The following is a 20,021-nucleotide window of genomic DNA, read 5'->3' on the forward strand; positions in this document are numbered from 1 at the left end:
CACGTATAGACCTTCCTGTCGTTGACGCATAGTAATGCTGCAACTGCAAAAGGACCCCTGCCCATGAAGAACTTTCAAAAGATCCTCATTGCCAACCGCGGCGAGATTGCAATCCGCATCATGCGGGCCGCGAATGAGATGGGGAAAAAGACGGTTGCGGTCTTCGCGGAAGAGGACAAACTTGGTCTGCACCGCTTTAAAGCCGACGAAGCCTACCGGATTGGGCAAGATTTGGGGCCTGTTGCGGCCTACCTCAGCATTGATGAGATCATTCGCGTGGCAAAAATGTCCGGTGCCGACGCTATCCACCCAGGCTACGGCCTTTTGTCGGAAAACCCTGATTTCGTCGATGCCTGTGAAGCCAACGGCATTACCTTCATCGGCCCGAAGGCCAAGACGATGCGCCAGTTGGGCGACAAAGCCAGCGCCCGCCGTGTTGCAATTCAGGCGGACGTGCCCGTAATTCCAGCAACCGACGTTTTGGGCGACGATATGTCGGCCATCAAGAAAGAAGCGGCTGAAATCGGCTACCCGCTGATGCTGAAAGCGTCATGGGGCGGTGGCGGTCGCGGGATGCGCCCTATCGAGGGCGAGGACGAATTGGAAGAAAAGGTTCTGGAAGGTCGTCGCGAAGCCGAAGCCGCCTTCGGCAACGGCGAAGGCTATCTAGAAAAGATGATCACCCGCGCGCGTCACGTTGAGGTTCAAATCCTTGGCGACCAGCATGGCGAGATCTATCACCTGTGGGAACGTGACTGCTCCGTCCAGCGCCGCAACCAAAAGGTCGTCGAACGCGCACCTGCCCCCTACCTGTCAGAAACGCAGCGCGAACAGCTCTGTAACCTTGGCAAGAAAATTTGCGCCCATGTGAATTATGAATGCGCCGGCACGGTCGAATTCCTGATGGATATGGACTCAGGCGATTTCTACTTCATCGAGGTAAACCCACGCGTGCAGGTGGAACACACCGTCACCGAAGAAGTCACCGGCATCGACATCGTGCGCGCCCAAATCCTGATCGCGGAAGGCAAGCATTTGGCAACGGCAACGGGCTGCGCATCCCAATATGATGTGAAACTTGACGGACACGCGCTTCAGTGCCGCGTCACAACCGAAGACCCGCGCAACAACTTCATTCCAGATTACGGACGGATCCAGACCTACCGCTCCGCAACGGGTCCAGGTGTGCGTCTTGACGAAGGCACGGCTTACTCTGGCGCAGTCATCACCCGCTACTATGATTCCTTGCTTACGAAGGTCACAGCGCGGGCGCCAACGCCAGAGCAAGCGATCCACCGGATGGACCGCGCCCTGCGCGAATTCCGCATCCGGGGTGTGTCCACCAACATTGAATTCGTCGAGAACCTGTTGAAACATCCGACCTTCCTATCTAACGAATACACGACGAAATTCATCGACACGACGCCGGACCTTTTCAACTTCGCAAAGCGCCGCGACCGCGCCACAAAAATCCTGACCTATATCGCCGACATTACCGTCAACGGTCATCCCGAAACGGCCGACCGTCCGCGCCCACCTGCGGATTTGAAAGCCCCTCGGCCTCCCGTGAAGCCGACCAGAGACATCCCCAACGGCACCCGCAACATCCTGATGGACAAAGGGCCAAAGGCTGTTGCTGACTGGATGAAAGAGCAGGACCAACTGCTAATCACCGACACAACCATGCGCGACGGCCACCAATCGCTATTGGCGACCCGTATGCGCTCATTCGACATGATCAACGCGGCCCCCGCGTACGCCACAAAGATGAACCAGCTCTTCTCAGTCGAGTGCTGGGGCGGCGCAACGTTCGACGTGGCCTATCGCTTCTTGCAGGAATGCCCGTGGCAGCGCCTGCGTGACATTCGGGAGAAGATGCCCAACATCATGACGCAGATGCTTTTGCGGGCGTCGAATGGTGTTGGCTACACGAACTACCCTGACAACGTGGTGCAAGAGTTTGTGCGACAGGCCGCTGTCTCTGGCGTCGATGTGTTCCGTGTTTTCGACAGCCTCAACTGGGTCGACAACATGCGCGTGGCAATGGACGCGGTGATTGAGGCCAAAAAGGTCTGTGAAGGCACGATCTGCTACACCGGCGACATTCTGGACCCAAGCCGCAGCAAGTATGACCTGAAATACTACGTCGGCATGGCGAAAGAGCTTGAGAAGGCCGGCGCGCATGTTCTGGGCCTTAAAGACATGGCTGGCCTGCTGAAACCAGCGGCGGCCACGGTTCTTATCAAAGCACTAAAGGAAGAATCCGATCTTCCAATCCACTTCCACACCCACGACACATCAGGCGCGGCCATCGCAACCGTGCTTGCAGCCGCAGATGCTGGGGTGGACTGTGTGGATGCGGCAATGGATGCGCTCTCCGGCAACACGTCACAGCCAACGCTCGGCTCCATCGTCGAAGCCTTGCGGGGCACGCCGCGCGACACCGGGCTCGACATCAAGGCGATCCGCAGCATCAGCAACTACTTCGAACAGGTGCGCGAGCATTACGCCGCATTCGAAAGCGGCCTGCAAGCGCCAGCATCGGAAGTCTACCTCCACGAGATGCCGGGCGGTCAGTTCACAAACCTCAAGGCACAGGCCCGCAGCCTTGGCTTGGAAGAACGCTGGCACGAGGTCGCCCAGACCTATGCCGACGTGAACCAGATGTTCGGCGACATCGTAAAGGTGACACCATCCTCCAAGGTGGTCGGCGATATGGCCCTGATGATGGTCAGCCAAAACCTGACTCAAAAAGACGTCGAAGACCCCAAGACCGAAGTGGTCTTCCCCGACTCCGTCGTCGAAATGATGCGTGGCAGCTTGGGTCAACCCCCTGACGGATGGCCGAAAGCAATCCAGAAAAAGGTGCTCAAAGGCGAAAAAGCCAGCACCGAACGCCCTGGTGCCGCGCTCAAACCGGTTGATTTGGAAGCCACCCGCAAAGACCTCTCCGATCAGCTCGACAGTAAGAATGTAGATGATGAGGATCTGAACGGATACCTAATGTATCCAAAGGTTTTCCTCGACTACACGAGCCGCCACAGAAAGTACGGACCAGTCCGCACGCTGCCGACCAAAACCTTCTTTTACGGCATGTCGCCTAGCGAAGAAATCGTGGCAGAAATTGACCCAGGCAAAATTCTCGAAATCCGGATGCAGGCGGTCAGTGACGTCAATGAAGATGGAGAAGTCAAAGTTTTCTTTGAACTCAACGGCCAACCACGCACCGTTCGCGTAATGAACCACTTGGTGGAAGCTAAGAAAGTCTCGCGGCCCAAAGCAGAAGATGGCAACGCAAACCATATCGGCGCACCAATGCCTGGCGTTGTGGCGACAGTTGCCGCCAAAGCTGGGGTAGAGGTCAAAGAAGGCGACCTGTTGCTCACCATCGAAGCCATGAAGATGGAGACGGGCATTCACGCGGAACGCGATGCGGTCGTAAAAGCAGTTCATGTCTCCGCCGGTGGCCAAATCGACGCCAAAGACCTGCTGGTCGAATTCGAAGATTAATGTGTTCGGCCCACCGGACGTTTGCGTCGGTGGGCTGACCTCGCGTCCTATCTTGATCCAATGTAAAGGGTTGTTAGGCTCCTCCTTGATAGGAGGACCCCAATGACCGCTCTCATCACGCCCCTTTACGCCCTGCCACTCGTGGCGCTTTTTCTGCTGTTCTCATGGCGGGTCATTGCGGAGCGGCGGGGCAAACTGTTTGCCTATGGCGCCAATGACAGCTCACACATTCAGGCCAAGATCAGGGCGCAGGGCAATTGGACGGAATACACGCCAATTACACTGTTTCTCATGTTGACCGCGGAGCTCACGGGCGTCTCTGCACCCCTCGTTTGCGCCACGGGCTTGGTCCTGCTGATTGGCCGTGTGATGCGCGGGATCGGAATGTCGTACATTCCCAAGCAGTTCTTCTACCGCAAATGGAAAGTGCTGCTGACGCTAATCGCCGTGGCTTTGGCGATGTTCGCGAATGTCCTGGCCGCCCTGCTTGACAGCCCTCCGCCCCACGAACGACAGTCCGCGCAGGGAGGGTCACTTTCATGAGCAGTCTACTCGGCAACAGCCGCTTTCTTATCATCCTCGCGGTCATTGGGGCGCTGTTTGCGGCGACAACGCTGCTGATCTTTGGATTGATTGAAACGATCTTTCTCATCGAAAGCACGATTTCTGAGGGCGAAGTCTCCCGCAAAGTTGCCAAAGCGCTCGCGCTAGAGTTCATTGAGATCATTGATCTTTTTCTGCTCGGCACGGTCTTCTATATCGTGGCCATCGGGTTTTACGAGTTGTTCATCAGCACCAACGTCAAAGTCCCCGCTTGGCTCTCCATCACCACGCTCGACGACCTGAAAAATAAATTGATCGCGGTCGTGATCGTTGTGTTGGGCGTGCTCTTCCTCGGTCAAGTGGTCAGTTGGGACGGTCAACGCGATCTGCTTGGCTATGGCATCGCAATTGCCGCTGTAATCGTCTCGCTGAGTTATTTCCTGTCACAGACAACAAGCGGGAAAGCCGCGGCCACAAAGACCGAGACGACTAACGAATGAAGAAACTCATCTGCATGACCGACATCCACATCACGGACGAAGGGGAAGATATCATAGGGCTCGACCCACTGGCACGCTTTTGCAAGGCCCGTGATGCAGCACTTGAGGCGCATCCCGACGCGGAGGCACTGATACTGATGGGCGACCTCACGCACCACGGCCGAGTGTCCCAATATCAACGCTTTGCGTCCGAGCTGACGGACATCCCGATGCCGGTGATCCCAATGATCGGAAACCACGACCGCCGCGATGCGTTCTTGGAGGTTTTCCCAAACGCCCCCCAAACGGTTGACGGTCACATCCAATCCATTCTCGATCTTCCAATGCACCGGATCATCACCCTCGACACGCTGGACGGTCCCCCCTACCCTAAATGGCACCATGCGGGGCTGCTGGGGGAGGCACGGTTGGGCTGGCTGAAAGCGGCGCTCGACGGTGCGGACGGGCGCATCCCGCTCGTTTTCGCCCACCACCCCCCGTTTGACACCGGCATCATCGGAATGGATTACATCAAGCTCAAAGATGGCCCCGACCTCTTGGCCATGCTCGCGCAGTATGAAAACGCGCACCTTTTTTGCGGGCACGTCCACCGGACCATCTCAGGCAGGCTCAACGGTGTTTCTTGGAGCATGCTGAAAAGCACTTGCCACCACGGGCCATTGGAACTCAAGAAGCCTGATCCAACGCTGTCACTGGATGAACCAGGCAGCTACGGCCTTGCCCTGCTGCACGAGAGCGGCGTGGTTTTCCACAGTGAGGACGTTGGCATCGAAGCCGAAGTTCAAACCGATATCGGCTCCCTCTCCGGCTAACGCGCAAGAACACTCAAATTTCCAGCTTCGATGCAATTTTTGACTTGCAGAGTAGCTGATCTGATTATAGTGGAGCCAGACAAATTGGTTCGCGGGCGTAGCTCAGGGGTAGAGCATAACCTTGCCAAGGTTAGGGTCGTGAGTTCGAATCTCATCGCCCGCTCCAATTTGAAAAACCATCACACTCGGAAGATGTCACCAGCTGCGAAAGATTGCCTAAGGTGATGAGCGGGTCTGGTGGATCGCTATAGTTGAGCTCCGATCCACAAAGACAGGCTCACAATGTAGGCTTTGATGAAATCCGTCGCCCCGTGCAATTATCGCCCGTGTTAGTGCATTGGCCGCTTCGCAGCCAATCCGCTTTGCGGGCAGTCGCACGGTTGTCAGCGCCGGTTCAATCTCTGCAGAGCCCTTGAAATCACCGATGCCCGCGATTGAGATGTTCTCCGGCACCGACAGCCCCATGGCCTTCGCACCGTAAAGCGCGCCCGTCGCAAGAATATCATTGCCGCAGATGATTGCTGTTGGCCTGTCCTCAGCAGACAAAAGCACCTGCGTGTCCTTCTTTGAGGCGGAGATGCTGTAAACGGTTGTCAGCGACCACGCCTCAGGCACCACGACCCCGGCATTTGCCAAAGTGCTCAGAACAATCTCCCTCCGCGCAAGCGCGCGGTCATTGCCTTCTGTGGGTGGAAAAATGCATCCAATCTTTCGGTGCCCCAAAGCCAGAACATGTTCGGCAATCATCTGCCCTGCCAATTCATTGTCAGACCCAATCGACGGAAAAGGCGAATCTGCCGCGTAATTCCACATCATCACCGCTGGAATGCCCTGCTGCCTGAGCAGTCGGAAGACCGCGTCGTCGTGTTCCAGACCCGTCAAGACAACGCCATCGACGCGGTGCTCGAGAAACTTGCGCAAGATCGCATACTCACGTTGCAGGTCATAGCCATGTGACGCCAGAAGGATTGTAAATCCGCGCTCCGCAACAGTGTCGGAGAACGCCTGCACCACTTCGGCAAAGATCGCGTGGTCCAGCGTTGGGATCAAAACGCCAATCGTCCCAGACCGAATGCCATGAATGGTTTGCGCCGCCCGATTTCGGATATAGCCGGTGCGGCGGACCGCTGAATCGATGCGTTTGCGGGTCGCGGGTTTCAGCAGATCAGGGTGGTTAAAATACCGAGACACGGTCGAGGCTGAGACACCAGCCGCCTTGGCGACTGAGACAATATCTACTTTTTTTTCTTTTTTTTTATACACTTAAAAACCAAATTTGCTGAATTTATGAAAACATTTGCAAAACTATTTTCATCGCTTAGCGTTAATGGTCAAGCCTTAACTGGGAGGAGACAGGCAAGTTGGATTTCCTGTTTTACATGGGCGACGTATTTACGCCGATCAATTTTGCCTTGTTGGTGCTAGGCACCGTTGGCGGATTGATCCTTGGCGCAACGCCGGGGCTGTCACCGACGATGGCTGTAGCGCTCCTCATCCCGTTCACCTTTCAATTGGAACCGCAGCAAGGGCTGATTTTGCTAGGGGCGGCCTATACTTCTACCGTCGCAGGCGGAGCTGTGAGCGCCATTTTGTTGAAAATCCCCGGGGCACCGGCAAACATCGCCACCACGCTTGACGGTCACACCATGGCGACCAAGGGCGACGGCGCAAAGGCACTGCAACTGTCCTTCCTCGCTTCCGCCGTTGGCGGGCTGTTTGGCGTGTTCCTTCTGATTTTCCTGACGCCGGTTTTGGCGCAATGGGCGCTGGCGTTCGGGCCATCGCACCTCTTCTGGCTCGCAATCCTTGGCGTCACCGTTATCGGGACGCTCGATTCCAGTTCTGTCGTAAAAGGTTTGCTGTCAGGCTGCATCGGCTTGTGGCTCGCCACGATCGGGTTTGATGACATCATGGGCGCGCAGCGGTTCATTTTCCATCCTGCTGTCAGCGGCGGGATCAACGTCATTCCCGCGCTCATCGGATTGTTCGCCATCCCACAGGTCATCACGATGTTCACGAAAGGTCGGTCAAGCGATGATGCAGAGGTGATCAGCGTAAAACGCCACCCGATCCGCTTGGCCTTCCTCGAGGTTTTTAGACGCAAGACCGCCCTTGCCATTGGCACCATCACGGGTTCCATCATCGGCCTCATCCCTGGCGTCGGCGGGCAGATCGCGGGGCTCGTGGCCTACGACCAGTCCAAGAAATTCAGCAAAGAAAGCAAAAAATTTGGCACCGGCCACAGCGAAGGTGTCATCGCTGCGGAAAGCGCCAATAACGCAATGGTCGGTCCGTCGCTGGTGCCACTGCTCACACTCTCAATCCCAGGCTCCCCGACCGCTGCGGTCCTTCTGGGCGGCCTCCTGATCCACGGAATTTTTCCCGGGCCGGACCTCTTCATGAACTATCCGCAGGTGGCATGGACCTTTATTGACTCTATGCTCATCGGCCAAATCCTGATGTGCATTTTCGGCCTCTACATCGCAGGGCTTGCAGCCAGCGTCGCACGGGTGCCCCATGCTGTCATGGCGGCCATCGTGCTGGGGCTTGCGGTCTTTGGCAGCTACTCTGTTCAGAACTCAATGGGCGACGTCTATGTTATGGCGAGCCTTGGTCTCGGAATGTACTTCCTTGAGCGCTTTGGGTTCTCAGCCGCTCCTCTGGTCCTCGGACTGATCCTTGGCCCAATTGCAGAGGCGAACTTCATCCAAGGCTCCATGATCGCGAATGCTACCGTGGGTGTCAGCTCCTACTTCTTTACGGGTTGGCTGAACTGGTTGCTTATTCTGATCGTACTTGCGTCGATCTCCTATTCGGTCTGGATGGAGATTGCGCAAAGACGCTACACAACCAAGGACGACGCTGTCGCGAAAGAGGAGGCGTTGTCATGACAGAGCTTCCTCGCAGCCAGCATATCGCAGCCTCCGGCATCATCGCAGCCGTTGGCATCATGATCGCCTACATCAGCTTCACACAGGAACCAGCGGATGCATTCATTTTCCCGCGTTTGATTTCGTCCGTCTTTGCCGTCCTTGCGATCTGGACCTTTGCAAAGGCGGTCCTGGGTAGAACAAAAGTGGGAAATGGTGTCAGCGCCGCAGCGATGAAGAACATGGCGCCCGGCCTCGTTGTCTTGCTCATCTACGTCTTTTGGGCAGCGAAGGGCCTTGGCTTTTACACAGCCACAACGATCGCTTTCTTCACCTTGGTGTCGCTCTACGATCCGGCGCCACACAAAGAACTCAAGACCTGGCTGAAACGGCTCGCCATCACGGCAGGTTTCATGCTGGTGATGTACGGGCTCTTCGCACAGCTCTTGAACGTCTTCACACCACGCGAACTCTTTTTCTGAACCGCAGCAGCGGCAGTTTAACCCTAGGGAGGATACAATGAAAAAATGGATTGCAGGGGCCGCACTGGCCTTAGCGGCTATGACAGGAACAGCGCAGGCTGAAAGCCATGGCAGCTACCCAGAACGGCCAATCATGCTGATGGTCAGCTATGGCGCTGGTGGCGCGACGGATTTCCAAGCACGGATCGTGACCATGACAGCAGGCAATGAGGATGCCCTCGGCATGCCCATCGCCATCGTCAACCGTCCGGGCGCGGGTGGCCGTGTCGGCTGGAACTGGTTCGCAACAGAAGCTGACGCCGATGGCTACACACTTGGCGCCTACAACATCCCACACTTTATCGCGCAATCGATCGAAGGGGGCGTGTCCTATTCCGCGGCTGATTTCGAACCGATCGCAAACTGGGGCGCTGACCCAGCCGTCTTCGTCGTTGGCGCAGACAGCGAATTCAACTCCATGGAAGACGTCGTCAACTATGCGAAAGAAAACCCAGGCGGGCTGACATTCTCAGGCGCGGGTCTGTTTGTTGGCCACCACATCGCAGCGCTGCAGCTTGAGAAAGCGGCTGGCGTTAAACTGGCCTACATCCCGAACAATGCGGGCGGCGCAGGTGCAATGCGCGCTGTTATCGCGGGTGAGGTTTTGGGCGGCGTTAATAACCTGTCCGATGCCTTCCGCGCACAAGCTGCTGGCAACGTCAAAATCCTCGGCGTCTTTGACCTGGAACGGAACGCATTCCTGCCAGACGTGCCAACAATGATGGAGCAAGGCTACGACATCGACAACGCATCCGTGAACTTTCGCGGTGTAATGGTGCCAAAAGGAACGCCACAGGAAATCATCGATCATCTGGCAGCGATTGTCCCCACCATGTTCGAAAACGGTCGCGTTCAAAAGCGCATGAAGGCTGGCGGATCGCCCATGCACATCATGACACGCGACGAAGTGTTGGCGATGTGGGCGGCACGGCAAGAGACTCTGGAAGACCTTCTCGAAGGCCTCTAAACAACGTAGGGCGGCGCCGGTTTCTGGCGCTGCTCACACCCTATTTTAATGACTTGGACTTTGCCATGACAGACCAGGCAATCGCTGAGGTTGAAGCCATTGTTGCACGCGCACGAGCCGCGCAAAGCAAATTTGAAAACAATGGATCTCAGAAAGCATACGACAGGGCCGCAGAGGCCGCCGCTTGGGCCATCATGGAGCCGGCGCGGAACCGTCATTTGGCGGAATTGGCCGTGGAAACGACCGGTCTCGGCAACGTTCCTGACAAGATCACAAAGAACCATCGAAAAACGCTCGGCTTAATGCGCGACATCAAGGGTGTCGCCACGTTCGGGGTCATCAAGGACGACCCCGCGACAGGCATTACAGAAATCGCACGCCCCATGGGCGTGATTGGCGCGGTTGTGCCTTCGACCAATCCGGGCGCGACCCCCGCAAACAACATCATCAATGCACTGAAGTGCGGCAACGCAATTGTCGTGTCCCCTTCACCCAAAGGCGTGCCCACGTGTGAGGCGCTCTTGGGATACATCAAGGCAGAATTCGACAAACTGGGCATCGACCGTAACCTGGTTCAAATGATCCCCGGCCGCGGCTCGAAAGAGAAAACACAGCGCCTATTGGAGATCGCCGATCTGATCGTCGTCACCGGCAGCCAGAACAACGTGAAGCGGGCCTATACCTCGGGCACACCGGCGTTGGCGGTTGGCGCAGGCAACGTGGCCGTCATTGTGGATGAAACCGCAGACCTTGCTGCTGCTGCTGAGAAAATCAAAGCGTCGAAAACCTTCGACAATGCCACCTCATGTTCGTCAGAGAACGCTGTCGTGGTCGTTGATGCGATATATGATGATTTCGTCGACGCGATGGCCCAGACCGGTGGCGCGCTCATCACGGATGAGACAAAGGTGACGTCAAAGCTTTGGGTCAAAGGACATCTCAACCCCCAAGCCATCGCACAGGATGCCGACAACATGATTGCAGCCCTTGGACTGACGGAGGAGGTGCCCGTAGGAACTGAATATCTCGCCGTTGAAACTAAAGGTATCGGGCCGAACCACCCGCTTTCGGGAGAGAAATTGAGCCGCGTGCTCACCGTTTACCGCGCCAAAGACTTTGACGATGCCGTGGACGTGACCCAAAAAATCCAACTGCACCAAGGCGCAGGACATTCTGTCGGCATCCACTCAGCCGACCCATCCCGCCCAATGGTTCTGGCCAACGCCATCCCGACCAGCCGTGTGATCGTCAATCAAGCCCACACCTTCGCAACGGGCGGGTCGTTCACCAATGGCATGCCGTTTTCTCTTTCCATGGGATGCGGGTCATGGGGCGGCAATTCCATCGATACGAACCTGCACTGGCGGCACTTCATCCAAACCACAAAAATCGTGCGTGAAATTCCGGCGAATGAACCTACGCTCGACGACATCTTCGGCCCCTACTGGGACGAGGCGGGCAAGTGAAACTGTCGCGCACCAGCCCCCCGCAAGGGACCGTTCGGGATTGGCTCGACGCGCGCGCTGAAACCGAGGCGGTCGCCTTCGTCTTTCCGGAGACGGGCCGCACGCTCAGTTGGGCCACACTCCGCGACGCCGCCCGCACACGCGCCGCTGGTTTGGCGGGGCTGGGAATTGAGCCCGGAGAAAGCGTCGCGATTGTTCATCCCAACGGAGAGGACGGAATCCTCGCGCTCTATGGCGCCCTTTACGGGGGCTACCGCGCGACCATGATCAACCTTGCCGCAGGCGCAGACGCGATTTCCTTCGCACTCAATCACAGCGGTGCGCGGTTTGCGTTTGTGCATGATAGCCACCAGGCGCTTGTCACGAAGGACACAGCACCAAACGTCACGGTCATCACCGACGACATGTTGCAAATGCAAGGGGCGCTCCAGCCGCTTGATGCAACGCAACACGCCTTGTTGATGTACACGTCCGGGACGACAGGGCAGCCGAAAGGGGTTGTACACACCCATGGAAGCCTACTTGCCGGCGGTTGGACCACTGCTGTAGCGCATGAACTCACACCGTCTGATCGCGGGTTCTGCGTGCTGCCCATCTATCACATCAATGGCCTTTGCGTGACGGTCATGGGTGCGCTGGTGTCAGGCGGATCGCTGGCGATGACAACACGCTTTTCCGCCAGTCAGTTCTGGGATCAGGCGGATCAGGCGCAGGTTACGTGGTTCTCCGTCGTGCCGACGATTATCAGCCACTTGCTCCACAACAACAAAAACCCAAGCTCCGCAGTGCTTGAACGGACGCGCTTTGGTCGGTCCGCCTCCTCCGCGCTGGCAACAGAAACGCAAACAGCGTTTGAAGAGCGTTTTCAGGTGCCTATCATCGAAACGATGGGCCTGACGGAAACCGCCGCGCAAATCCTGTCAAACCCCCTCCCCCCCCGCACACGAAAGATCGGATCGCCTGGTGTTGCCTTCGGCAATGAAGTGCGCATCGTCACCTCCACCTTCGAGGACGCGCCAAGACTGCAAGAGGGCGAAATTGTGGTCCGAGGGCCGAACGTGATGGCGGAATACCTCAACGATCCTGAGGCCACACAAAAGGCGTTCAAGGACGACTGGCTCAGAACTGGAGATTTGGGACATATTGACGAGTATGGGTATGTCTTCGTGACCGGACGCCTTAAAGAACTCATCATCAAAGGCGGCGAAAACATCGCACCGCGTGAGATTGATGAGGTGCTCTATTCCCAACCCGATATTATAGAGGCCGCTGCCTTCGCCCGCCCCTGCACAAGCTATGGCGAACGGGTTGAGGCGGCCGTGAGCGTAAAGCCCGATTCAAAACTGACGGAGGCAGAATTAATCTCTATCTGTCATGAACGTCTGGGCACGTTCAAATCACCCGACAGCATCCATTTCATGAAAGAACTACCGAAGGGGCCGTCGGGCAAAATCCAGCGCCTGAAACTCGCGTCTTTGGTATAAATATCAATGCGGTACGTTAGTTTCTCGCCGCGCCAAAAGTGTCCTGCACGGTCGCTTCGCTGCTGGTGACGGTTAAGAACCCACCAATCTCGTCATAGTTCAGACTCGCGAAAACGGTGTCGAAATCAAACGTTGCATCACCGAAATCAGCATCCGTAAACGAATCTGAACTGACAGAGGTGCCACCAGTAAGACCGCCGCTGTTCGCGGCAATACCATTGATCCGGATGCGCTGGCCACTTGTCGCTGTGGGGTCGTTTGTGCAAACTTGCTCAAACCCAAGAGCATGACCTATCTCATGGACAAGCACGCTGTAAGCGAAGGTGTCAGGTTGAGTATTGTCGTACTCATCCGCCTCGGATGTGTCGTCATTCGTCAAAAAGACATTGACATCGTCCAACCAGCCGTAAGTCGTATTGCCTGCAAAATTGTCCCACGAAAGGTAGGTAATGCCTTTGGTGCCAAATCCGACGCTATTGGGCACCGCTGTCCCGAACTGTATATCCGCCTCCAATCCATCTGGATTCTGAACAAATGTCACGTTCGCAAAGGTTTCTAACATCGCGAGTATGTTTTGGACAGCTGCTTCTTGAGCGGCCCACATGGCTTGAAATCCAGTAATATCGAGATCCGAACCAAAGGGCCGGAAGGTCATAAAGCTTTACGAGATTGTAACCGGCGTGCCCGGTTGGTTGGCCCTGTGCCACAACGAAACACCGTTTGTGTAAAAGTCTTGATCAATTAACAGGCCATCAATACGCCTGTCACCACTTTCAACCTTCACACTTGAACACTCCAAGAGCGTTCATTGTGCATCCGAGTTTGTCAAAACGGCAAAAATATGTCTCATCCTTGCCCCTCAGCTCGTCCGAAAGCAACAGACGAAAGATAATATAATCATACTATCTTGGCCTCCAGCTCATCATGTCTATAACCCTCCCCGAGACTAGGAGCGAGCAAAATGCGCACAGCCAAGATCACGCGGAAAACCGCTGAAACGGATATCAGTGTTGAGATCAACCTCGACGGCACCGGTGATTATGACAACCAGACGGGCGTTGGGTTCTTCGACCATATGCTCGATCAGCTGTCGCGCCACGCTCTGATTGACATGAAAATCCGCGCCAGGGGCGATCTGCACATCGACGACCACCATACTGTTGAGGATGTGGGCATCGCCTTGGGCCAAGCGCTCACCGAAGCGGTTGGCCACAAGAAAGGCATCGTGCGCTATGGCTCTTGCCACTTGGCAATGGACGACGCGCAGGTGCGCTGTGCGCTCGACCTCTCAGCTCGGCCCTATCTGATCTGCAACCTCGACCTGCCGTTTGGCAAAATCGGCACGTTCGACACTGAATTGGTGCGTGAATTCTTCCAAGCGCTCAGCACCCACGGCGGTATCACGTTGCACATTGACAAAATCCACGGGTTCAACGCGCACCACATTGCGGAAGCGGCTTTCAAAGCCGTCGCACGGTCCTTGCGCGACGCGCTGGAAACCGATCCGCGCAAAGCGGACGCCATCCCATCAACTAAGGGTGCGCTGTGACCACCGTTCTGATCGATTACGACAGCGGTAATCTACATTCAGCGCAAAAAGCCTTCGAACGAATGGCGGCGCTGGTTGGCGGCGGAGATGTGATCGTCACTTCCGACTCTGACCTCGTGGCCAAGGCCGACCGAATTGTGCTGCCCGGCGACGGCGCGTTCCCGTATTGCCGGGGGGAGCTTTTTGGCCGCAAAGCCTTGGCCGAAGCGATGATCGAAGCGGTTGAGAAGCGCGCCGTGCCGTTCATGGGCATCTGCGTTGGGATGCAAATGCTTGCCACGACGGGGCATGAATACGAAGAAACCGCTGGCCTCGGCTGGATCCCCGGCGACATTCGTCGCATCGCACCCAGCGATTCTGCGCTAAAAATCCCGCATATGGGCTGGAATGACCTCGTGATCACGCAAGCGCATCCCGTTCTGGACGGCGTTCAAACCGGCGATCATGCCTATTTCGTGCACAGCTTCGCCATGGATGTCGCAGAAGACGCGCACCTTTTGGCGCATGTCGACTATGGCGGCCACGTCACCGCAATTGTCGGCCGAGACACGGTCATCGGCATGCAATTCCACCCAGAGAAAAGCCAAGAGGCGGGCTTGCGCATGATCGGCAACTTTCTGCGTTGGAAGCCTTAACAAAGGTGCAGCACTGATCCGTCTCCGCTAGTCTTGCGACTAAAACGCGAGGCACATCATGGATCGGCGCATATTCCTTCTCGGGACACTGGCACTCACAGGCTGCGGACGGCGGCGCACGACTGTCTCGAACGCTGTGCCACTATACCCGAACGAGACACCAGAACTGCGCCGACTCATCAACAAATACGCCCGCGTCCACGACATCCCCGTCACCCTGCTCCACCGCGTCATCATCCGCGAAAGCACCCACCGCCCCTGGGCCCGCAACGGCCCCTACTACGGATTGATGCAAATTCTGCCAGAAACCGCCCACACAATGGGCCATCGCGGTCCTGCGGACGGGCTTTTGGACGCAGAAACCAACCTCAAATACGCAGGTAAATACCTGCGCGGCGCATGGCTCCTCTCCGACGGCAGCGAAGAAACCGCCGTCATGTGGTACGCGCGGGGCTACTACTATGAAGCCAAACGCCGCGGGATGTTGGTGGAGACTGGATTGCGGCCCGACTGAGCGCACGTTTCCAATTTGAAACCATTTCTTTTGCTTGAATTTTGAGCAGTCCGTCAAAAATATGACGCAATCATGAGTATTTGTGACCCGGTACTTAGGTCCACTCCCCTACGTGAATGGAGCACGAAATGACCAAGAAATCCACCCCTTCCGAAATTGTGGAGCATCTCTAAAGACACGCGGGGCCGTCCAACGCGCAATACCGGCACATTAATGCCCCGAAATCGCGCCGTTCGGCACACTGGCCCTGATCAAGGCTTTCGTATCCCTGCATAGGGAGGAAGATGGTGCCGCATTACTAGAGACGCAGTCCCGCGGCATCATGCTGGCGCAACTCCTAAAGCAAAACTTTGCCTGCAACGAAGACGCCAGTTTTATTTTGACAACCCTGTTTGAGCTCGCGGGCTCGGTTCCAGCCTTCAAACTGACTTACTTAGACGTGGGCAAGGCCTGCGACACCCTGACAGACAATCTCAAAAACCTTCCCACCCCACCAACGATCAAAGCGGACGCGACCTCTACCGCCGCGAACGCTCGCCCCCACCCCATCAACAAGCTCGCCGCATTGATCCGCAGCCCTGACGCAGAAACACGCGAACTTGACGGTGAGCTTTTTGTAACTAACCACGACCAAACCCGCGTGTTAAACCTCAATCAAGACGCATCAATGATCTGGATTCTGCTGGAGGAACCGGCGACCGAGGAAGACGCAGTAACCATCATCCAGACAGCATTCCCCGACACAAACCCCGCCGAAATCAAGGCCGATACCGAACGGGTCTTCGCCCAATTCCGAAAAACGGGCCTCGTCATCGCGTCAGATGCAATCTGAGCCACAAAAAAAGGGGGCGAAACCGCCCCCTCTCAAAATCCAAACGAGCTTGTCAACTTAGCTCGCACGTACCCAGTTCTGGCTTGCACAGAACAGACCACCGGCCACACAGCCCTTCAGCTCCAAACGGTCGCCGGTGACTTTCATCTTGCCGATATAGATCTTGTTGTTGGATGGACGCCAAACCTGACCTGCGTATGTGCCGTCGCCGTTTGGCACCATGTCAATCACAAGCGTCTTGCCGATGTTTTCAGATTCGTACTCTACGCCACCGTCTTGGAATGTCCGCTGGATCACGCCGCAATAGGCATTGCCGCACTGAGAAATGACAACATGCGCAAACGCGCCATCATCAGGTTCCGTCTGCCAGATGCCAACGGCTGCGTCCTGAGCGGCGGCTGCCGTCGTAAACCCAAAAACAGCGACTAGCGCCAAAAGTACCTTTTTCATAATTCGCTCCTCCCTTGAGTGATGCCGCACCATGCCAACTGCGGTGCGGGCCAATCAAGTATGACGTTGGGTCCGTTGCAATTCTCCGCCGTGCTTGCGATAGGGACGCTCAGACCACCTGAAAGGGCCCCACCATGATCCTATACCCCGCCATTGACCTCAAAGACGGACAAGCCGTCCGGCTCGTGCACGGCGACATGGATCAGACAACCGTCTTCAACCACGACCCCGCCGCCCAAGCGAAAGAGTTTGTGGCCGCCGGTTGCCAATGGCTCCACCTTGTCGATCTCAACGGCGCGTTTGCGGGCGAACCCGTCAACGCAGCCCCAGTTGAGGCGATCCTCAAAGCCTGCCCCGTGCCTGCCCAACTCGGCGGTGGCATCCGCGACCTCGCAACCATTGAGCACTGGATCGACAAAGGCCTAGCCCGCGTGATCCTCGGCACTGTTGCCGTCGAGAACCCCGATCTGGTGCGCGAAGCGGCCAAGGAATTCCCTGGCAAAGTTGCGGTCGGCCTTGATGCCCGCAACGGCTTTGTGGCCACACGCGGCTGGGCGGAAGAAACCAATGAGCTGGTCATCGACCTCGCCAAATCCTTTGAGGATTCGGGCATCGCTGCCATCATCTACACCGACATCCTCCGCGACGGCGCGATGAAAGGTCCCAACGTTACCGCGACCGAAGCACTCGCCCGCGCTGTCAGCATCCCTGTGGTCGCCTCTGGCGGCGTCTCCTCCATCGACGACCTCAAGGCTCTGAAAGACACTGGCGTCATTGCAGGTGCGATCTCCGGCCGTGCGCTCTATGATGGGGCCATCGATCTCACATCGGCGTTGGAGATGCTGGCCTGACATGCTGAAAACCCGCATCATCCCCTGCCTCGATGTTGCTGAAGGCCGCACCGTCAAAGGTGTCAACTTCGTCGATCTTATCGACGCAGGAGATCCCGTTGAACAGGCCATCGCCTATAACGCCGCTGGCGCAGATGAGCTGTGCTTTCTCGATATCAAAGCCACCCACGAAAACCGTGGAACGATGTTCGACCTCGCCACGCGCACAGCCGAACAGTGCTTCATGCCGCTGACCATCGGCGGCGGCGTCCGCACTCATCGCGACGTGCGCGATCTGTTGCTCGCGGGCGCGGACAAAGTCAGCTTCAACTCTGCAGCCGTAGCAAATCCCGATGTCGTGGCAGAGGCCGCCGACCGCTTCGGGTCGCAATGCATTGTCGTGGCCATCGACGCCAAGACCGTCTCCCCCGGCAAATGGGAAATCTTCACCCATGGCGGCCGCAAACCCACCGGAATTGACGCTGTCGAATTCGCCAAAACGGTCGTCGCCAAAGGCGCGGGTGAAATCCTACTGACCTCAATGGACCGCGACGGCACAAAATCCGGCTTCAACCTGCCGCTAACACGCGCGGTCAGTGACGCTGTGAACGTGCCCGTGATTGCTTCAGGCGGCGTCGGCACCCTCGACCACCTTGTCGAAGGCGTCACCGAAGGCGGCGCCTCCGCCGTGCTCGCCGCCTCGATCTTTCACTTCGGCACCTACACCATCTCAGAGGCAAAAGCGCATATGGCCAACGCCGGCATACCAGTGAGGATGACATGACCCTCGACGATCTCTTCAAAACCATCATTGACCGGAAAACCGCTGACCCCTCAAGCAGTTGGACCGCAAAGCTCTTGTCGCAAGGCCCTGCAAAATGCGCCGAAAAATTCGGCGAAGAAGCGGTCGAGGCGATCATCGAAGCCACCAAAGGCGACAAAGCACGCCTCACGTCAGAGGCCGCAGATGTCCTCTATCACCTCTTGGTCATGCTCGCCGCCCGCGACGTGACGCTAGACGACGTGCTGGCCGAACTCGCCCAACGCCAAGGCACATCCGGCATCGACGAAAAGGCAGCACGCTAAGCCCTCTCTTTCGCTCAAAATACCTCGGGGGCGCGGGGGCTGGCCCCCGCGCTAGGGTAGCTTCGACGAAATCACGCCTGTGTTGAAGCCGCCCATCCGTAACTCGCCAAATAATCGCTGATACTCGATCTTCGGACAGCGGTTCTGGATGACGGTAACACCCCGCGCATCCGCTTTGGCCGCAGCCTCAGGATGCTCCACACCAATCTGCATCCAGATTGTTTGCAAGTCGGGCCAGCACTCCAGCGCCTCATCCACGATCGGCGGTACCGCCTCTGACCTTCGAAATATGTCCACCATATCCACATCGACAGGAATGGAAGAGAAATCAGCAAAGACCAGCTCCCCCAAAATCTCCTGCCCCGCCAGTCCTGGATTGATCGGAATAACCCGGAATTTCTTCAATTGCAGATACCGCGCCACGTAATAGCTCGGCCGCACCGGATTGGCCGATGCACCCACCAGCGCGATGGTCTTGGTGCAGGTCAAAACCCGCCGCAACAGTGTGTCAGAATATTCCATAAGGATCGCTAACACAAAGCCACGACAGGGGAAACGTCAGATCGGCTTAGGCCAGAACACTCGGCCAATTTGCATTGGCCTTGGAAATATTCCCCGGAATATCCTCTAACCAAATCCCGCGGACCGTGAGGTTAAAGTTGAGGTAGAGCTTCTCCTAATAAATCGTCCACGCCTCGGGATCGGTCGTTGCGGTGTCACCTTTGGACACCGCATAAGCGCAATAGCCGCCGTATTGCGGCGCATAGGCCTCTGGGTTGGCCTCAAACATCGCCATATTATCCGCGCTGGCAAACTTCCAAGTCGCACCTCGCCACATCAGCATATGATCGTCACTGCCGGCGACAGGCGCCCCGATAGTCCAGTAAGCGACTTGATCAATACCGCGAATGGCACCTGCATTTGGTAAAAAAACCTCAAGGCTTGCGGCGGCGGCAGGGTCAGCCAAAAACGGCAGCCCGACAGGGGTGGCGGCCATCAGGCCAATCAGGGAACGGCGGGTCAGCATCTTCGTCTCCATGCGTCAGATCGTATTGATGCTAAAATGCGGAGCCGCGTTTCAAAGGACCTAGCCCCCTCGCTGAGGCGTGAAAAAACGCGCCAAAATGTTTCAATCGAAGATATCTTCGATCTCATCCCAAAACTTTTCCCAGAGCTTTCGTCCAAACCCCTTTTTTCTTGGGCTTACGGCGTTTTTCGCCCCAATGCGACGGCTTGGTTTTCTTGGGCTTTGCAGGCGCTGGGCGGGTATGCGTCGCCGTAGGCACGGGCACGCGGTCAGAGCCATTTAGTAACATTTTGAGCGCTTGCAATGGCGCGCCACAGCTTGAACAGCTCAGTTCATGGTGCGCTTAGCCGCACAAAACCAGCGCCGCGCGCGCGTCACAATAACAACTTCTCGCGATCTTCGTTGCCACCATTTCTGCCCTCTCG

The 20,021-nt window shown here is 56.8% G+C and carries 21 protein-coding genes and 1 tRNA gene; 17 read left to right on the forward strand and 5 right to left on the reverse strand.

The annotated features are described in order from the left end of the window. Positions 1-63: 63 nt before the first annotated feature. From ACTF5F_RS04645 to ACTF5F_RS04665, 5 genes are all read left to right on the forward strand, one after another. Positions 64-3,510 (forward strand): pyruvate carboxylase, encoded by a 3,447-nt coding sequence (locus ACTF5F_RS04645; protein ID WP_438955716.1) that lies wholly within the window; start codon positions 64-66, stop codon positions 3,508-3,510. A gap of 102 nt (positions 3,511-3,612) precedes the next feature. Continuing rightward, positions 3,613-4,053 carry an MAPEG family protein gene (locus ACTF5F_RS04650; RefSeq protein ID WP_438955717.1) on the forward strand — a complete coding sequence of 147 codons (441 nt, stop codon included), beginning with the start codon at positions 3,613-3,615 and terminating at the stop codon, positions 4,051-4,053. Then, complete coding sequence (locus ACTF5F_RS04655) at positions 4,050-4,553, forward strand: YqhA family protein (protein WP_438955718.1); 504 nt, start codon at positions 4,050-4,052, stop codon at positions 4,551-4,553. Before ACTF5F_RS04650 ends, ACTF5F_RS04655 begins: the two co-directional genes overlap by 4 nt. Beyond that, positions 4,550-5,365, forward strand: coding sequence for a metallophosphoesterase (locus ACTF5F_RS04660; RefSeq protein ID WP_438955719.1), 816 nt, complete (start codon positions 4,550-4,552; stop codon positions 5,363-5,365). Before ACTF5F_RS04655 ends, ACTF5F_RS04660 begins: the two co-directional genes overlap by 4 nt. A gap of 91 nt (positions 5,366-5,456) precedes the next feature. Next, positions 5,457-5,531: transfer RNA gene (locus ACTF5F_RS04665), tRNA-Gly, on the forward strand. A 50-nt stretch (positions 5,532-5,581) separates the two neighbouring features. Here ACTF5F_RS04665 and ACTF5F_RS04670 read toward each other — a convergent pair. Beyond that, positions 5,582-6,628, reverse strand: a complete 1,047-nt coding sequence (locus tag ACTF5F_RS04670) for a LacI family DNA-binding transcriptional regulator (protein WP_438955720.1) — start codon at positions 6,626-6,628, stop codon at positions 5,582-5,584. A gap of 116 nt (positions 6,629-6,744) precedes the next feature. Here ACTF5F_RS04670 and ACTF5F_RS04675 point away from each other — a divergent pair, with 116 nt between their 5' ends. From ACTF5F_RS04675 to ACTF5F_RS04695, 5 genes are all read left to right on the forward strand, one after another. Further along, a complete protein-coding gene (locus tag ACTF5F_RS04675) occupies positions 6,745-8,256 on the forward strand; it encodes a tripartite tricarboxylate transporter permease (protein ID WP_438955791.1) in 1,512 nt (503 codons plus the stop codon). Beyond that, the gene (locus ACTF5F_RS04680; protein ID WP_438955721.1) at positions 8,253-8,717 is read left to right on the forward strand and encodes a tripartite tricarboxylate transporter TctB family protein; all 465 of its coding nucleotides are present in this window, start codon (positions 8,253-8,255) and stop codon (positions 8,715-8,717) included. Before ACTF5F_RS04675 ends, ACTF5F_RS04680 begins: the two co-directional genes overlap by 4 nt. Before the next feature lie 37 nt (positions 8,718-8,754). Then, the gene (locus ACTF5F_RS04685) at positions 8,755-9,723 is read left to right on the forward strand and encodes a tripartite tricarboxylate transporter substrate binding protein (protein WP_438955722.1); all 969 of its coding nucleotides are present in this window, start codon (positions 8,755-8,757) and stop codon (positions 9,721-9,723) included. A gap of 65 nt (positions 9,724-9,788) precedes the next feature. Beyond that, on the forward strand, positions 9,789-11,189 hold the full coding sequence (gene sauS, locus ACTF5F_RS04690; RefSeq protein WP_438955723.1) for an acylating sulfoacetaldehyde dehydrogenase: 1,401 nt from the start codon (positions 9,789-9,791) through the stop codon (positions 11,187-11,189). Beyond that, positions 11,186-12,673 (forward strand): AMP-binding protein, encoded by a 1,488-nt coding sequence (locus tag ACTF5F_RS04695; RefSeq protein WP_438955724.1) that lies wholly within the window; start codon positions 11,186-11,188, stop codon positions 12,671-12,673. Before sauS ends, ACTF5F_RS04695 begins: the two co-directional genes overlap by 4 nt. A gap of 16 nt (positions 12,674-12,689) precedes the next feature. Here ACTF5F_RS04695 and ACTF5F_RS04700 read toward each other — a convergent pair whose 3' ends face one another. After that, the gene (locus ACTF5F_RS04700) at positions 12,690-13,328 is read right to left on the reverse strand and encodes a hypothetical protein (protein WP_438955725.1); all 639 of its coding nucleotides are present in this window, start codon (positions 13,326-13,328) and stop codon (positions 12,690-12,692) included. 306 nt (positions 13,329-13,634) lie between these two features. Between ACTF5F_RS04700 and hisB the strand changes: the two genes are divergently transcribed. The 4 genes from hisB to ACTF5F_RS04720 all read left to right on the forward strand — a co-directional run bounded on the left by hisB (position 13,635) and on the right by ACTF5F_RS04720 (position 16,203). Next, on the forward strand, positions 13,635-14,222 hold the full coding sequence (hisB, locus tag ACTF5F_RS04705) for an imidazoleglycerol-phosphate dehydratase HisB (RefSeq protein ID WP_438955726.1): 588 nt from the start codon (positions 13,635-13,637) through the stop codon (positions 14,220-14,222). After that, positions 14,219-14,857, forward strand: coding sequence for an imidazole glycerol phosphate synthase subunit HisH (hisH, locus tag ACTF5F_RS04710; RefSeq protein ID WP_438955727.1), 639 nt, complete (start codon positions 14,219-14,221; stop codon positions 14,855-14,857). Before hisB ends, hisH begins: the two co-directional genes overlap by 4 nt. A gap of 58 nt (positions 14,858-14,915) precedes the next feature. Further along, positions 14,916-15,371, forward strand: a complete 456-nt coding sequence (locus ACTF5F_RS04715; RefSeq protein WP_438955728.1) for a transglycosylase SLT domain-containing protein — start codon at positions 14,916-14,918, stop codon at positions 15,369-15,371. 322 nt (positions 15,372-15,693) lie between these two features. Beyond that, the gene (locus ACTF5F_RS04720) at positions 15,694-16,203 is read left to right on the forward strand and encodes a PqqD family protein (protein ID WP_438955729.1); all 510 of its coding nucleotides are present in this window, start codon (positions 15,694-15,696) and stop codon (positions 16,201-16,203) included. A 57-nt stretch (positions 16,204-16,260) separates the two neighbouring features. On the opposite strand, the gene ACTF5F_RS04725 is transcribed toward ACTF5F_RS04720, so the two are convergent. Beyond that, positions 16,261-16,653 (reverse strand): DUF2147 domain-containing protein, encoded by a 393-nt coding sequence (locus ACTF5F_RS04725; RefSeq protein WP_438955730.1) that lies wholly within the window; start codon positions 16,651-16,653, stop codon positions 16,261-16,263. A gap of 134 nt (positions 16,654-16,787) precedes the next feature. Here ACTF5F_RS04725 and hisA point away from each other — a divergent pair, with 134 nt between their 5' ends. The 3 genes from hisA to ACTF5F_RS04740 are packed head-to-tail and all read left to right on the forward strand — an operon-like array spanning position 16,788 to position 18,569. Beyond that, complete coding sequence (gene hisA / locus ACTF5F_RS04730; RefSeq protein WP_438955731.1) at positions 16,788-17,504, forward strand: 1-(5-phosphoribosyl)-5-[(5-phosphoribosylamino)methylideneamino]imidazole-4-carboxamide isomerase; 717 nt, start codon at positions 16,788-16,790, stop codon at positions 17,502-17,504. Between the two features lies 1 nt (position 17,505). Next, positions 17,506-18,267, forward strand: a complete 762-nt coding sequence (hisF, locus tag ACTF5F_RS04735) for an imidazole glycerol phosphate synthase subunit HisF (RefSeq protein WP_438955732.1) — start codon at positions 17,506-17,508, stop codon at positions 18,265-18,267. After that, positions 18,264-18,569: a phosphoribosyl-ATP diphosphatase gene (locus ACTF5F_RS04740; protein WP_438955733.1), complete on the forward strand. Its 306-nt coding sequence runs from the start codon at positions 18,264-18,266 to the stop codon at positions 18,567-18,569. Before hisF ends, ACTF5F_RS04740 begins: the two co-directional genes overlap by 4 nt. Before the next feature lie 51 nt (positions 18,570-18,620). On the opposite strand, the gene ACTF5F_RS04745 is transcribed toward ACTF5F_RS04740, so the two are convergent. Beyond that, on the reverse strand, positions 18,621-19,091 hold the full coding sequence (locus ACTF5F_RS04745; RefSeq protein WP_438955734.1) for a CoA-binding protein: 471 nt from the start codon (positions 19,089-19,091) through the stop codon (positions 18,621-18,623). Between the two features lie 154 nt (positions 19,092-19,245). Continuing rightward, the gene (locus ACTF5F_RS04750) at positions 19,246-19,596 is read right to left on the reverse strand and encodes a YHS domain-containing (seleno)protein (RefSeq protein ID WP_438955735.1); all 351 of its coding nucleotides are present in this window, start codon (positions 19,594-19,596) and stop codon (positions 19,246-19,248) included. Positions 19,597-20,021 lie beyond the last annotated feature (425 nt).

The sequence above is a fragment of the Cognatiyoonia sp. genome (assembly GCF_965661665.1).
GTDB lineage: Bacteria > Pseudomonadota > Alphaproteobacteria > Rhodobacterales > Rhodobacteraceae > Cognatiyoonia.